We start from the raw sequence: 16560 nt of genomic DNA, 5'->3' as shown, positions 1-16560 counted from the left end.
TCGACACTTGAATCTCTGGGATATACAATCTCCCCTAAGCAACTGATAATCGATGATTTTCATGCTTATCAGAGTGAGTAATCTGATCATCCTAAATCTTTCATAATAATCAAAAAGGCATAAATTTTATGCCTAATACGACGTAACCAAAACCCACTATTACTTTTGTATGCCCCACTGATTTAGCCTGTGATGGCGGCAGTTTTTTGTGCGTGCTTTTGCCTTAATTTTACCCATTCCAATACCAACAAGGGGATGGCGCTGAACATTAGCAATAGCAGGCATTCCTCTAACGATAAAAATGTGATTTTTAAAAATAAACCCAGAGTGGCATTCTGATGGGCCCATACTTGTAACCCAATGATTAAACATACCGCAACGACCAAAGAGAGATTTGTCCGTAGGGGGATCCGCCATAGCGCCTTAGTTTCGCTGCGGGCACCAAAGGCGCGCAGTAGTTCGGCAAACACTAAGGTTGTAAAGGCGTTGGTACGCGCAAGCTCTACACTCCCGGTTTGCAAGCTATAAAAATAAATGGCAAAAACGACTCCCGCGGTAAGTAGCCCAGTCAGAAACATAGTGCCCAAAAAATGATTCGCAGCAATGGGTTCATCACGGGTGCGCGGGCGTTGCTGCATCACATCGGGATCAATGGCATCTGTGGCTAGGCAGAGCGCGGGAAATCCGTCGGTAACGAGGTTAATCCAAAGTAAATGTATCGGTAAGAGCGGCACGGGTAAGCCGATAAAGACACACAGTGTCATCAATAGGAGCTCACTGGTATTCCCCGCCAACAAATATTGCAGGGTTTTACGGATATTGGCGAAAATTCCGCGCCCTTCCTCAACTGCCGCAACTATGGTGGCAAAATTATCGTCGATGATGATCATATCGGCTGCTTGCTTGGTCACTTCGGTACCGGAGCGCCCCATAGCAATACCGATATCGGCACCTTCAATGGCAGGCGCGTCGTTAACACCATCCCCCGTCATTGCCACTACAGCACCATTGGCTTTCCACGCATGGACTATGCGCAACTTGTGCGCGGCAGTCACCCGGGCATAAACGGCGATAGTTGACGCACGTTGTACTAATTCTGCTTCACTGATGTTATCTAATTCAGCCCCAGTCACCACAGTGTCCGTCTCTTTGGCAATGCCAAGATCCCGGGCGATAGCCAGCGCCGTTTGCGGGTGATCGCCAGTGACCATAACGGCTCGGATCCCCGCGGCAACACACTTAGCCACTGCGGCTTTAGCCTCTGCGCGAGGGGGATCGACCATGCCACTCAAACCGACAAAGACCAAATTCTGTTCTATAGCCGCAGGGCTGAGATCTGTGGGTAAGGTTTGCCCAAGGTCGAGATAGGCAGAGCCCAGCACCCTTAGTGCCTGCTGTCCCAAGAGGGTATTTTGTTGATGGATCCGTGCCCGGTCGGCCTCTGTGAGTGGCTGCTCGCCATTGGCGGTATAAACCCGATTGCAGATCTGCAGCAACATATCCGGCGCACCATTGATCATCGCACGCAGAGTGCCATCTTCGAGCCTACGAATAACGCAGCTTCGCTTACGATCTGAATCAAAGGGAATTTCATACTCTATAGGGAATCGCTGCGCAAAATGTGTTAATTCACTGCCCGCTTGTCCGCGAAAGACTTTGTGTGCCACCGCCAGTAATGCGCCTTCGGTGGGATTACCGATCACTCGCCATTGGCCATTATCCTCCACCAAATGCGCGTTATTACAGCCGATTAAAAGCATTGCAAGTTCTTGTAAACCAGTAAAATCTGGCCTATTCACAGTCTGATTGTTAAATAAAATATCCCCATGGGGAGCATAACCTTCACCTGTGACAGTAAAAGCTTGTTCGCCAACATATAAAGCACGCACCGTCATTTCGCCCACAGTTAATGTGCCGGTTTTATCGGTACAGATAACCGAAGTGGAACCTAAGGTTTCTACCGCTGGCAATTTACGGATCAGTGCATTGCGCCGGGACATGCGCATCACTCCCATCGCCAACGCAACCGTCACTATAGCGGGCAACCCTTCGGGAACGGCGGCAACGGCAAGGCTGACGGCAGACATCACCAGCTCGAGTGGCGCACTACCACGCCACCAACCCAACATAAACAACAGCATCACTATCGCCAGCGAAAACCACACCAATATGCGCCCAAAGGCATTCAGTTTTTGTTGTAAAGGCGTGCTTTCACTGTGGCTGGCGTCGGTGATCAGACGCGCAATCTTCCCAAGCTCAGTGTTCATGGCCGTGGCAACCACCAGCGCTGTGGCAGTGCCTGCGGCGGCGCAGGTCCCCGCAAACACCATATTATCACGGTCACAGAGCGGAGTATTGGCGGATAACAGTTTATGGGCTTGTTTATCAACAGGTTCTGATTCGCCGGTTAAGGCGGCTTCAGTCATTTTGAGGGAGGCTGACTGCAATAAGCGCGCATCGGCGGCAACCAGATCGCCGGTCTCCAACACAAGGATATCACCGACCACTATATTGGCTGCTGGTACAATAATCACCCGATTATCGCGCTTTACTTTCGCCTGTGGTGCGGTCATGTTTTTAAGTGCCGCAATGGCTTTTTCGGCTTTAAATTCCTGATAAAACCCGATAATCCCATTGAGCATCACAATAGCGACTATGACCACAAAATCGATCGTGTCTCCCAAGACTGCCGAAATTCCCGCGGCGCCCAGTAACACCCAAATAATGACACTTTTAAACTGTGCGGCAGCAAGCTTAACGACATTAGTGCCAGCCGCTTCCTGTAAGCTATTCGCCCCCTCTAAACTTAAATACTCAGTCGCCTGCGCCGTCGAAAGCCCCTGTTCACCCGTATTCAATTGTAAAAATAGATTAGCTGGCATCTGTTGCCAGGGAGCGGTGACAGTGCGCGGCACATTTGCCTCCTGGGATGCGGACGCGCGCTTAGATTGGGCAGCAGATTGAGAAGTGGATTTGGGAGGTTTATTCACCGCATTTTTCAAGTTCATGGCCTAGAACCTGTGTCGTTTTTAGCGCTTAGGGGAGGAACCGCGGTCAAGTTGCGCTCATATCACTCACGATAAACACACGAACTGACCTATATCATCAAAAGTATCAGCCATCACCATGCTGAGCCTGTCGTGATACACAAGCAATTCTAGTTCAGTAACCCCATGATTCCCATTTTTAGAGGGGTAAAAACCACAATATTAACTTTAAAATTATGAACTAAATTAATTTCTTAATTCATGCTCGCGACAATCACTTGTGTTGCATCAAAGCAGGTGAAACAGGGCTCGCCAACCACTAGCGCTTGAGTTTGAAAGTTAAAATAGACACTCAAGCTAAAATGGCGTAACAGTTAACCTCAAACTATGCTTTGGTTAATTAGTTTTATGCTCATTAAGTTCAGCTAGTGCGTGGGTTGATAAAGAATCAACCATGTTATTAATCAATAATGATGAAGATGGCAACATCACTGTATCCAAGTTATGTTCTTCATCGTAAATCACAGGATAAATATTTAAGTCATTAAGCAATTTATTTTGATAATCACTCGAAATAAAATAATTAATAACAATCTCAGACGCTTCAAGCTTTCTCCCTTTAATTGAACCCGAAATCGCTAAGGTATCCAACCAAGCCATATCGCCCTCAATAAAATTAATCTTTTCCCATTGTATGCCAGCTTTTCTAGATATCCCTATCTCGGGCCCCCAGCTACTAACAATTGCGATTTTTTGTTGTCGTAAATTAGGTGACTCATACCAAAACTCACCCGCTTGGCGGTAAAGGCTTTGAAGCTTATTGGATATAACACTATCTTTATTCATTAATTTTATAAATTCTGACCTTTCACCATTCTTTATCATGTCTTCTAAAATTGATGGTGGATATTTCAAAGATTTTAAAACTACCGCTAAGTTGTAAATAGGTTGGGAAATGCAAAGACTAAACAAGCCTCGATAGCTCTCAGTAAAAAGATCTGAAACTGAGGTGGGTGAAATCAAATCCGGATAATGAGTTCTGTTTAAGTAAAAACCATAGATCCCAAGACCAAAAGGGACATAGTACCTTTGTTCATTTAGTATGCCATCGGGAGCCTCAACAAAACGTTTAACTAAATTTTGGTAATGCGTCAGTCTCGGAGAATCAATATTGTTCGGCTGTAGCAGCTTGAAGAAATTCAACCCATGACCGTTAAAAAAAGACAGAGTTATAAAGCCAATATCGACTTCACGCAAACGGAACAGGTAATAAACTTGCTCAGCGTTTTCTGCATTCTGCGGATAAAGTTCAACCTGATAGTTATATCCCTGATTTTTCAACAGAGTATTGATGTTCTCCACATCTACTTGAGAAACATACCCCTCCCATGCTAACAAGTTAATCTTGCTAGGTATCTCATCTATCAACAAGTTAGGCTTGCTAGGCTCTTCATCCGCCCACACAGAAAAACTAATTAAACACAGGATTAATCTCAAAATCATTAATCATTTCCTTTTATTAATTTTCTTATGGTTTTAAGCTAAGAGTGAAACTTAAGCCGCTAAAAACCTCATTAACGGCTTAATTATTTTGGCTCATATTTCGAAATTAACTTCAAACATAGAGCCTTTACTTAGATTAAACAGCATCACGCCTTGGCCTTGATGAATTATTCAAACTGCTTCACTAATTTCGACATCCGCTCTGCCTGCCCGTGGAGATGATTTATCTCCTCGAAACATTTAAGCGCACTGTCATTAATATTTTCGGCAGTGTCGGCAATCACATGGGCGGATTCGTTAATATGGTCGACCACACTGGCTTGCTCCTCCGTTGCGGCGGCCACTTGATGATTGCCCCGATTAATATCGTCAAACTTGTCTTTCACTAATTTTAATGACTCTGTGGCGGTTATCGCATCATGGGCCAAAGCGGTGCTTTGCTTGGCCGCTTCTGCGATATTTTGCCGTGTAAAGCCAACCGCGTGCTGCAACTGCTCAATTTGCCCACGGATTTCTAATGTCGAGGATTGAGTGCGGCTCGCCAAGGTTCTCACTTCGTCCGCCACAACGGCAAAACCGCGGCCCATTTCGCCAGCTCTAGCAGCTTCTATTGCTGCATTTAATGCCAACAGATTGGTTTGCTCAGAAATGCTGCTAATCACCTCGACCACTGAATTAATGGTTTCGGCCTGGGCGGCTAAGTCCTGCACTTTCGTTTGGGTATGATTCATCGAGGTAGATAATGACTCCATAGTGCCCGCCAGATTGATCATCACCTCACTGGTGGAGTACACATCTTTCAAGGCGGATTCGGTATCTGTGGCGATGCGATGGGCAACCGATGAAACCTCGGCAATCGTTTGCCCCATTTCATTGATCGCTGTGGCGACCTGCTCGGTTTGGGCGCGTTGGGAACTGGCGTGCTCGACCGTTTGCTGGGAGAAACTACTCAGTAAACCAACACTTTGATTAATGGCCTGCTCACCGTGTTTAATCTCCTGCACTAAGGTGCCAATTTTCCCCATAATGGCATTAAATCCCTTGGCTAATTGGCCCACTTCATTGTCATAACTGTCATCTAGGCGGCGATTTAAATTCCCGCCATCCTTGGACATAGCGAGTAAACTCTCGCTTACCGCCAAAATATTTTTACTGACATTGCCCGCCAGCAAGAAGGATAAACCGATAAATAACAAGGCAATAACTATACTAATCCCCACAGATAGGCTAATCACATCATTAATTTGGCTACTGATCTCCGCTTTAGGCATCACGCCGACTAAGGTCCAATTCATTGCCGTTAGGGTCGCTATGCCCAGATAAATCGCTTCCCCCTGAAACTCAGTCGATGCAATTTTCCCACCCTGGCGGGTATCCAGCATTGCCTGTATGGGCCGATAATCGGCCATAGTTGCCATGTTTTGGTCGAGTAAGGACTTGTTCTTATGGGCGGCAAACTTACCTTCGGCATCGAGCATAAACATATAGCCCGATTGCCCCATATTCGCCTGATTCACTATGTCAGATATCTTAGTGGCATCGACTCCAATACCTGCGACCGCCATAATATTGCCGCTGGAGTCCCGAACCGAGACATTAATAAAGACAGTTAATTTACCTAGGCTGTCATCGGTATCGAGTGAAGGTTCACGGTCGGGATTACGACTCAAATAATCGTAAAACCAACGGTCACGATCATTCTGGCGCGAAAGGGTTTTGAGCACCCCCTCGTTGGTGTAGTAGATACCCGTAGGGACCGAAATCCAAAATGCGGCTATCACGCCCTCTTGATTCATAAAGCTTTTTAAATAATTGATAATATCGCCACGGGTCGCCTCACTTTCACCACTACTTTGCCATTGGCGCATAAAAGTGTTGCGGGCCAAGTCCTCCGACATAGTCAAATACTGAGTGAGCTCCGTATTAATTTCCGCTGTCGCCTTACCGAGCTGGGCGGGTAATAAGCTGGTTTCGGTCGAGTGATAAAACATGTTGGAAAATTGGCTAATATAAATCAGCGTTGAAAACAACATAGACAAGAAGAGTGCGCCAGCCATACCGACTGCGACCACGGCCTTTATTGTTAACTTATTAAAATTAAACATGTTCACTCCAATTAGATTTTAGTTTGTTATGAGTACATCAGAGTTTTTAAAAAAGTGATTTTAAAAATGGTTTAAAAGCGTTATTTCAGCATCTTTGATATTAATAAATTAAAACTTGAAATATCGTTAAGCACTTATTCCACAAGTGTTCATCTTAGCTATAAAGCGGCTCAATTCTGGCCTAATGCTATTTGATGTTGCCGCCAAAACGCCTCTGTGATCGCACTATCCTCAGCCGATGCCCGCATCAAGCTAATCCCCTGATTGAGACTCTCAGTAAGCTTAGGATCCAAACAGGCAATTCGCAGATCATAAAGGGGAAAAATCGGGAAAATGGTAAATTGAGGTGACTCCTGCAAGGATTTTTTGGCAATTTCATTCCAATACCAAGAGAGTATCCCTTCTTCAATCACAATAGCGTCGACCCTACCACGCAGTAACATATTGACTTGATTAAGCTGATTAGGCACTTCCACATAGCGGGGATTGTCTTGGGCAAAATGTAAAAAATCGGCCCCTAAAAATTGCTTTGCATCTTGAAACCCCGCCACGCTTAGGCCATTAAGATCGGCCACGCTATCAATATTAAGGCCTGAATCGGCACGAACGGCGACCACATTGTGAAAACTGTGGTACGGCTGGCTGTAATGCATTCCATTTAAGCCGCTCTGGGCATTGATAAAACAATCGACTTCAGCCTGTGATAATAGCCGCAGCGAGCGAAAGTTCGGGGCAAGCACTAATCGATCTAACCTAAGCCCAGCACGATGCAGAATATTTTGCACCAATTCATATTGGAGCCCATGGCGTTCATCGAGGAAATAGGGCGCAATAGTGTCACTGACCGACATGCTTACACTCGGTGGTTTATCCGCAGCAAAGGCCAAATTACTCAGTAGCACTAGCGAAATATAACGCCATGAACTAGGAATAGCCAAAGAGATACCATTCATTTAACTCATCCTTTTATTATCTTTATTAATAAGTTACATGATGAAAACTTGATTTCCCCAAATGCCCCCAACAAGCAATACCACTGAGGTTAAGCTCTCCCTTAGACGTTATCTGGCAAGCAAATGGTCACCTTTGCGCCGCCCAGCGCAGACTGACCTAAATACATTTGCCCTTGGTGTTTCGCCACCACCCGCCTCACTATCGATAGGCCCAATTTATGATGTTTAAGCACTAATTGCGCTTGTATCTCTTCGGCTCCCCAGCCCGGGCCATCGTCCTCAACGTCGATACTCACGCCCTTACCATGGCAATAACAACTGATGCTAACCGTCGATGTGGCGTAGCGTAGTGCATTGGCTAAGAGATTATTCACCAAACGCTTCATTAAATTAGGGTAACAGCTAAACTCAATCACCTCGGAAGTATCCAGCCTAATCTCAATATCATTATCACTTGGCACTAGGGCAATTTGGTCACGAATAAACTGGCCTAATTCTAAGGTGGATTTCTCGTTGCCAACTTCGCAATACTCATTCTCGGCCAAGGATAAATAGTCATAAATATTATCTTCGATATCGCTGATATTATTATTAAGCTGTTCGCGGCTAGCCACTATATTGTCTGCCGTCATCAGATGACTTAAAAACTTAATCCGTGCCAGCGGTGTTTTAATATCGTGACAGACAGTTTCAGCTACCTCGGCCTGAAATTGATTTAACTGCTCGATATTAGCTGTCATATTTCGCAGCGACTGCGCCAATGGCGCCAAATAGGATTTAGGGCTTAAAGAGAATGCGGGAAACTTACCAAATTTAATTTCAGAGATCGCCGAGCGGCGGAGAATTTCAATATCACGGAACAAATTACGGCTCAGTAAAAATATCAATAAAAATAACAATAAATAAAATACATAGGCGAGATCTAACCCCTGTCCGAACCTATCCGGTGGCTGCAATTTATTGATGCAGAGGATCTTGCCACCATAGGCGCTACGACAGAGCATCAATCTTTGCTGACTGTCGTGCATCGCAAAAACCTCAGCGCTGAAGTTCCCAATACTGTTAGTGCTGACACTGTTCTGGTCGGCCCCCTCTTGATTATCCCCTATGTATCCCCCCCAATAACCCGCTGGATATTCAACAAAAAGCGCATCACTACAATCATTCTGGGCACTGATACGGCACTCTAAGGGTTGGCTACTCGATTGCAATTGCTCGACCGTCTGCAGCACAAACTCCGCATCGATCACAGGAGCATCTTCCTTACCGTACCAACGATACACTTGCCCCAGACTCAGGGCCAAGAGCAACACTGTGACTATTAAACCGCCGTTAAAACGCAGCAGCGGACTCATTGTTTATCCAACTCGCCGTAGGAAAGGTAATAACCATCACCCCATGAGGTCAGCACATTCCATTTGCTGTCGAGGGATTGCAGTTTTTTCCGCAGCCGTGAGGCGCGGCCATCCATAGTGCGTGCAATGCCGTCATAGCTGCGCCCTAAATGGCGCTGAAATAACCATTCACGACTGACCACTGAACCAAATTGCTCAAGCAATGCCTCGAGCAATTGAAATTCAGCCGTAGTGAGGTCTAACTTTTGCCCGGCAATTTCCGCCTGCCTAGTTTCACTGTCTAGCGATAAATTAAAGCGCTCTAACTTAGTGGGTACGGGGGCTTGCGGGGCTGTTTTAGCTAAAAAGACTTTGATTTTAGCCAGTAACAATCTGGGATCGACTGGCTTGAGTAAATAGTCCTGTGCGCCTAATGATAGGCCATAGAGTTGGTGCTGAATCGCCGTTTTCGCCGTCATAAATATAATCGGGCACTGGGTTTGCGCACGGATATCGCTCACAAGATCGAAGCCACTTCGCCCCGGCAGCATTACATCGCAGAGCATTAAATCCACCTGTTTTTGCTTCAAAACAAATTCAGCACGATTGGCATTAGCACAACAAGTCACTAAGTAACCTTCGTTTTCTAAACATAGTTTGATAAGACGGGTAAGCTCCATGTCATCTTCGAGCAATAAAATATGGGCTGACATTAGAATAAACTCCAACTGAGGCGACGTTGTTGCAGTGGCGGAGACTCTTTGCGCATTAACTCTATCTTTTGCCGCGCTAGAATGTGGGTGCTACCAGCATCGAGCAGCAAGAACTCCATCCCTTCTTCCATCTGCACCTTGAGGCTAAACAACTCCATCTCCTGGGCACAGAGTAAATGCGCATCGGGGGCGTTTGCGCTAACAAGGCAGGCGGGGCTATCGAAATGCCAACGTATGGTGAGCGTCATCTCGCACACTTCATCGGCGGGTGCGATACAGACCTTAGGTAAAATCTCAAACATCACGGGCTCAGCATTAACAGCACTGCTAAGCCACCATAGATTTAAGATAACCGCCCATTTCACCATGTTTTCATCACCCCGATAAACCAGATATCTTGAGTGTTAGTATCAAAGAGATAGCTTTTCTTAAACTCATCGGCTAACCATTCGCGGCGCCAACTGCCAATAACCCTAAGATCGACCGCAATCGACCAACTCAACTCCAATTTAAGAGACGGTAACCACTGTGCACCGGGGGAATTTAAGGCAATTTTGCGGGTATCGGCCTTTCCCAAACCAAAATAATAATTACTGTAATCGCTGTCGAGCCAGCGCGCACCTAGGGTCGTCGCTATCTCCAACTTGGACACTTGGGTTAAATAACGCAGCTCATTGTTCCATTCGCTGCCATAGTGAACATTGCTGATATCACCGTGGAGGGCGCTCTTCAATTGCCACTCCCCCAAACGCCAAAAGATAGAACTGCCACCAAGGTAACTTAGATGACGTTCAGTAGGGTGCAGTAAATCCCGCAGGGATCCACCCGTGGGTGCAACAATTAAGATATTACTCGCCGCAATACCCGATAACAGCGAGTCTTGCATTTCATCTTGACGAAATAACAGGCCATCGAAACTTTGTTTAGTGGTGATATCCCAGGAGAATGACGGTGTCTCAATCAAATTAAAACCGAGATCTAGGTCTTCAATATAAAAGCGATCATGGTAATAGGACCAACGGGGTAATAAATAGATAGGTAAATCGTTGCCGCCAAAGAGTGGCGAGCTGTAACGCCCAAGCCCTATGCCCACAGACATATTGCCAGCGGTGGCGCTCGGCGTATCGGCAGTCGCTATTGTTGGCGTGCTTAGCAAAGGAAAACTCAACATCAAGGCGGACAATAGTCGTCGCCAATAAGTCATGCTTAGTTCACGCATTAGAGTACCTTATAAAAAAACCCCTCGCACTTTACCAACTGGTTACATTTTTTACTATACAACAACCTTAGCCGTTACACTTTTGTACAAACAGTCCTATCTCCCTCTTTTATATGGATTGAGTATAGCCCTAGCCATGCTCATTGATGGTCAAAATTGCAGCAGTCAATTCTAATTGGCCCAGACTCACATCGAAATTCTGTGCCCTTTTAATCAGTCCATACCACACGCCAATTTCAAGGTCGTTTCAGTTCAAACCCTATCACTAAAATCGGCCCCAACGACCCAATCGCCAAGCACTGAAACGGCCCTTGGTACAATTTCGTACAGTTATCGATATGTTTCAAATGTTAGGATTTGGTTACGAGCATCTATATGTGCCCGCAAGAAAATGGAGCAAATGACTGTAATATAAAAAGTTACAGACTTAAGTGAGCCTAATGTTGTTGCTTATCAGAGTCGAGGTCAAACAGGTCAGTCTCCACAGAACGTCATACTTATAACAAAAAATATGGAGTTTTAAATGACATCCCAATACAGATTGAAGGGGACGGCGCTAGCGGTCTTCGGGGCCTTGTACCTCGGAGTCTCCTGCCATGCCGCCGCCGAAATCGGCATGAAGAAGGCAGACAAGGGCGATTTTTACCAGCCTACTTTCACCAGTGAAGAAGTCGAAGCCTTTAACAGTCAACGTAAGGCCGATGCTAAGGGTGACTTACTCATCGCCCCGGGTAAAGCTAACCACGTACTGAATAAGCGCCAGCACCAAGTGTTCAAATTTGATGATTCCATCAAGGGTGAGCATACCTTTATCGTCCAATTTGATGACAAACCCGTTGCCACCTACAGCGGTGATCTAGCAGGTTTTGCCGCGACCAATCAACTGGTTGGCAAAGCTGCTAAGGACATGGGACCTCAAGCTAGCCTAGCCCCGGCAGCGAAGAGTTACCAATCTATGCTGGCCAATAAGCAACAAAGTATGATGGCACAGGCTAGAAGCCAAGGCGCTAACTTCGAACTATTAAGCCAATACACCCTAGCCAACAACGCCGTCGCGCTGAAGATGACCCAAAGTGATGCCGCCATCATGGCGACCCTGCCAGGCATCAGCAAGATCACTCCTAGCCGCGTATTCCAACTCAAGACCGACCGTGGTCCAGAGTTTATCAACGCCGATAGTGCTTGGGCGGGCAATACCGACTCAGGTTTAAAGGCTCAGGGTGAAGGCATTGTCGTGGGTATTATCGACACGGGTATCAACACAGATCACCCCGCTTTCGCCTCGGATGATGAATTTGCTGCCAGCCACCAAAAAATGGGTGGCGCCTTCCTCGGTGACTGTCAAGAAGATGCCAGCCTATGTAACGATAAGCTGATTGGTGTCTATTCCTACGACGCGATCACTCATGTTTATAACGCCACTGAATTCCAAAAAAATTACTGGGAAACTAAACAGATACGCCCACGTAATGGTGAGGATTATCACGGTCATGGTTCCCATACCGCCAGTACGGCCGCGGGTAACCGCATCAGCAATACCCCGCTGCAATCCTCCAATGGCCAGAAGGTCAGCGATGGTGTGAACTTGCCGTTCAATTTTGACCATACCTCGGGTGTTGCACCTCGCGCGCACGTGGTTTCTTACCAAGTGTGTTGGCCAGGTAATGGCGGCGACCCCTATGCGGGTTGTCCGGAAGAAGCGATTCTCTCGGCCTTTGAAGATGCCATCAAAGACGGCGTCGATGTCATTAACTTCTCCATTGGTGGATCCGAGAGTTTCTCTTGGGAAGACCCCATGGAGCTGGCATTCCTTGCCGCCCGTGAGGCGGGTATTTCAGTTGCCACCGCAGCCGGTAACTCGGGCCCCTACTTTTACAGTGCCGACCATACCTCTCCTTGGGTGACGACTGTTGGCGCTTCTACCCATGACCGTACCTTAGATGCGGGCAAAACCAGTATTTCAGGATTCCAGTCTAGTGGTCCAAGTTACAGCATTCCGAAGAATCCTATCGTAGGTAAAGGCTTTACCGATGAGCTGTCTGGTCAGTTTGTGTTGGCTGAAAAGTATCCAGACCCTAACCCTAGCGATGCTTTCGCAGCGAAAACCTGTAACGTGCCTTTCCCTGCGGGAACCTTCACCGCCGACCAAATCGTTGTCTGTGAGCGCGGTGATATTGCCCGTGTCGACAAGGCCATCAACGTCCAAGCTGGCGGCGCCGGTGGTCTAGTGCTACTGAACGTCAATTACAACGATGCGGTTGTTGCCGACAAATTTGTTATCCCCGGTATCAACATCAGCTCCAGTGTTGGCTATAGCCTGAAAAACTGGATCAACCAGAGTAATGGCACCGCCCGCGGCACTATCACTGAACACGTCAATGATTATATTGTCGATGAGGCAAATGGTAATTTACTGGCGCAATTCAGCTCTATGGGGCCTAGCCGCTTTATCGATAACCTAGTGCCGGACGTGACTGCGCCAGGGGTTAACGTTTATGCAGCCAACGCCGATGATCAGCCCTTCACCAATTATCCAGCCGCTAGCGACTGGACTATGATGAGCGGTACATCCATGGCCTCGCCCCATGTGGCAGGTGCTATGGCACTGCTGACCCAGTTGCACCCAGATTGGACCCCAGCGGAAATCCAATCGGCACTGATGATGACCGCCAACGAAGTGAAGTTCCAACCTTCACCAGGTCAGGCTCCAATACCTGTGCCCTATAACTTTATGGCTGGCTCCGGTGCCATCGATGTGGCCAAGGCCGATATGACTGGCCTAATCATGGATGAAACCATAGAGGGCTATCATGCCGCCAACCCCAATAACGGTGGCATAGTCAACTGGCTCAACCTGCCATCCATGGTCAACATGAGCTGTGAAGGCGAATGTACCTGGATGCGTACAGTTAAAGCGACTAAAGATGGTACTTGGACTGTAAGCACTGAAGTGAAAGAAGACGGTGCGACTCTAGTAGCCTCACCGAGTCAGTTTAGCCTCAAGGCGGGTGAAACCCAGACCATTATGGTCAAGATGAACCTACCTAGCGTTAGCCGTAACTTAATTGAACCGGATGATGCCGACAGCCCATGGGAAGGCAACACTAACTACTCGCTCTTTAATGGCCAGTTAAAACTAACCGAAACCTCGGGTAAGTCTCCCGAACTGCATATGCCAATTGTGGCGGTATCTGACTACGATCAATTACCCTACTCTAAGGACATCTTGTTCAACCGAGCTCAAGGTAGTGAAACCTTTGTGGTCAACACCGACAATTACAGCCAGTTCACGCCACGCTACTACGGCTTAGTTAAGCCTGAGTTGCAAGACTTCGAACTGCCGCTGGTCAGTGCTTTCCTCAGCGTTGATAACATCAAAAATGGCTGGGGGATGACCAAAGTGGTTGTGCCTGAGGGCACTAAGCGACTCATGGTTGAAGTGCAATCCACCGAGCTGATTGGCCATGATGACAACCAGAACCCACGTTATATCAAGCAGAATCCAGTATTGACCTTAGGTCTGGATGCCAACGGTAACGATGGTTTCATCCCATCCCAGGAAGAGCTCGATGCTGACCCCTATTCACTTGGCAATGAGTATCGCCGTGAATTAGTGTGTCAGTCTTCATCGACCTCGGTGAGTAACTACTGTGATCTGATAGATCCGACGCCTGGCACTTACTGGGTTGCCCTGGCTAACGTGGGTACCAGCGATAAGAAGTACAAGTCCACCCTAGGTGTTGCCCTGTTGTCTAACGACAGCGCAGCGAATAACTTTAGCGTTACAGGTCCTGCCGAGCATGATGGTAACGGTAACTATGAACTGAGCCTGAACTGGGATATGCCTGATGCTAAAGAAGGCGAAGTCTTCTACGGTGGTTTCGACCTAGGCAATATGCCTGGCGCCGAAGGCACACTAGGCTTCACCTCACTCAAGCTAGTGCGCGGTCCAGACAACCTGAGCTTCAACGTCAGCCAAGACAAAGGCCGCAATATGGATATCGTGGATATCGGTATCACAATACTGCCTAACCTTGAGTCCAATGACCGCAACTTCAGTTTCAAGCTGACCCTGCCAGAAGGCATGCGCCTAGCGCCTGAGACCCTGAAGACAATCAATGACAAGAGCCTAGTAGGTTTGGAAATTGATCAAAATGGCCTATCGCTCTCAGGTAAGCAGCTCAGTACCCGCAATGTTCCCCGTGAATATGTGGTGACTAACAGCCTGACCTCGGCCCAATGTCGCACACCGCTTATCGATGAGTTATCCGATGGTGGCTATATCGACTTAAAGCAGTTTGGTATGCAGCCAGAGCAAGCTTGGCACGTTGGTACCGATAAGGACTACAACGACTTGCCTATGGACTGGTTATTCTGGGGTATGGAGCAAGAGCAATTTAAACTCTATAACCAAGACAACGGTGGTTTTATTCGCATGCATGCTGTGGGTGCGATGCAGTTCAACACCAACTACTGGATGATGAAGTATACCCGTGGCCCAGGCTTCTTGTATGAGTCGGTCAACCCCTTCTGGCGTGGCACCTTCGAGGCCAAGAACCGTCGTCATTGGGAAGATCCATGGGGTCTAACCATTGCGGCCCAGTACAACAGTGACCGTCCAGATCTTGGCGATCTACTGTTTATGGAGTTCGACAACGTTACCGACACCCAAACAGGTGATGAGTACGACTACGAAGTCATTATGCGTCCAAATATCGATTTTAGAGACAACCGTTTCGAAATGATGTTTGCCTATGACAACCTAGGCGGCAACCTTGCCAAGGGCACCATCTTCGTTGAAGGTTTTGACAGCGTATACTCAGCGAATGCAGGTCCAAAAGATGGCTTCCTCTACTCTATGGTAGGTTTCGATAACCTAGATGAAGTGCTGGAAGACAATATGGTGATCTGTTTTGACTACCAAGGTCCAGAGCAGAGCGGTATCGATCTGACAGTTAAGGCGGTTATCCAGCCAAACGCCGTTGGTCAGAACCTCGATGTGCAACTCACTCACGTTGTAGAAGGTGAACAGGAAACCACTAGCCACCACTACATTCAAGTCAACAGCGACATTAAGGTAGCAGAAATGCCTAACCTGACTGTGGCCGAAGATGGTGAATTGAGCGGTATCGAAGTCTTCTACGTCGATGCTAACAAGGTAGGTAACACTGTACTAGTGACAGGTGAGCATATTCAGGCCACGGTTGAAGGCAGTCGCTTCAGCCTAAAACCCGATGCTGACTTCTTCGGTGAAACCTTAGTGACAGTGACAGTGCAGGACAACGAGCATGCCAGTGATCAGACTAGCACTAGCTTTGTGCTGACAGTCACCCCTGAGCAAGATGCACCTCAAGCTGCGGTTGCCCAGGCACAAATCAGCATCACTGAAGGCACTAGCATCACCTTAGATGCGACAACCTCTGTCGATGTTGACGCCGAGAACCTGAGCTTCGAATGGGAAGGTCCTGGTAGCATCAGCAATGCAAACAGCGCTATCGCTACTGTGACAGGCCTCAGTGTCGGCGATCACCAGTTCACTGTAACTGTGTCCGATGGTTCGGATGAAACCAGTGCAACTGTGATGGTCAAAGTTGGTGCAGCTCCAACACAGACAACCCCTGATGAGCCTAAATCAGACAGTTCAGGCGGTAGCTTAGGTTGGTTAGGTCTGATGCTACTCGCCCTAGGTGGTCTGCGTCGTAAGCACTAATCCTTAAGTTTTAATAAGTAAAAGGCCTTGATTTCA

General features: G+C 47.3%; 9 protein-coding genes. 1 reads left to right on the top strand and 8 read right to left on the bottom strand.

Annotated features, from left to right (window positions below; translation table 11 throughout):
- Positions 1-182: 182 nt before the first annotated feature.
- From JFT56_RS03390 to JFT56_RS03355, 8 genes are all read right to left on the bottom strand, one after another.
- Positions 183-3008: a cation-translocating P-type ATPase gene (locus tag JFT56_RS03390; RefSeq protein ID WP_198782311.1), complete on the bottom strand. Its 2826-nt coding sequence runs from the start codon at positions 3006-3008 to the stop codon at positions 183-185.
- 375 nt (positions 3009-3383) lie between these two features.
- Positions 3384-4490 (bottom strand): ABC transporter substrate-binding protein, encoded by a 1107-nt coding sequence (locus tag JFT56_RS03385; RefSeq protein WP_198782310.1) that lies wholly within the window; start codon positions 4488-4490, stop codon positions 3384-3386.
- A gap of 167 nt (positions 4491-4657) precedes the next feature.
- Positions 4658-6595, bottom strand: coding sequence for a methyl-accepting chemotaxis protein (locus JFT56_RS03380; protein WP_198782309.1), 1938 nt, complete (start codon positions 6593-6595; stop codon positions 4658-4660).
- A 170-nt stretch (positions 6596-6765) separates the two neighbouring features.
- Positions 6766-7548, bottom strand: a complete 783-nt coding sequence (locus tag JFT56_RS03375; RefSeq protein WP_198782308.1) for a substrate-binding periplasmic protein — start codon at positions 7546-7548, stop codon at positions 6766-6768.
- Positions 7549-7649: 101 nt separating this feature from the next.
- Entirely contained in the window at positions 7650-8903 is a 1254-nt protein-coding gene (locus JFT56_RS03370; protein WP_198782307.1) for a sensor histidine kinase, read from the bottom strand.
- Positions 8900-9595, bottom strand: a complete 696-nt coding sequence (locus JFT56_RS03365; RefSeq protein ID WP_198782306.1) for a response regulator transcription factor — start codon at positions 9593-9595, stop codon at positions 8900-8902. The genes JFT56_RS03370 and JFT56_RS03365 overlap by 4 nt, the downstream gene beginning before the upstream one ends.
- Positions 9595-9963 (bottom strand): DUF3019 domain-containing protein, encoded by a 369-nt coding sequence (locus JFT56_RS03360; RefSeq protein WP_198782305.1) that lies wholly within the window; start codon positions 9961-9963, stop codon positions 9595-9597. Before JFT56_RS03360 ends, JFT56_RS03365 begins: the two co-directional genes overlap by 1 nt.
- A complete protein-coding gene (locus tag JFT56_RS03355) occupies positions 9957-10814 on the bottom strand; it encodes a MipA/OmpV family protein (protein WP_198782304.1) in 858 nt (285 codons plus the stop codon). Before JFT56_RS03355 ends, JFT56_RS03360 begins: the two co-directional genes overlap by 7 nt.
- A 523-nt stretch (positions 10815-11337) precedes the next feature.
- On the opposite strand from JFT56_RS03355, the gene JFT56_RS03350 reads away from it, so the two are divergent.
- Positions 11338-16524 carry a S8 family serine peptidase gene (locus JFT56_RS03350; RefSeq protein ID WP_198782303.1) on the top strand — a complete coding sequence of 1729 codons (5187 nt, stop codon included), beginning with the start codon at positions 11338-11340 and terminating at the stop codon, positions 16522-16524.
- The last annotated feature ends 36 nt before the right edge of the window (positions 16525-16560 follow it).

The sequence above is a fragment of the Shewanella putrefaciens genome, assembly GCF_016406305.1.
In the GTDB taxonomy this organism is placed as follows: domain Bacteria; phylum Pseudomonadota; class Gammaproteobacteria; order Enterobacterales; family Shewanellaceae; genus Shewanella; species Shewanella putrefaciens_C.
The sequence above is the reverse complement of the archived record's forward strand: the minus strand, read 5'-3'. Positions and strand labels throughout refer to the sequence as shown.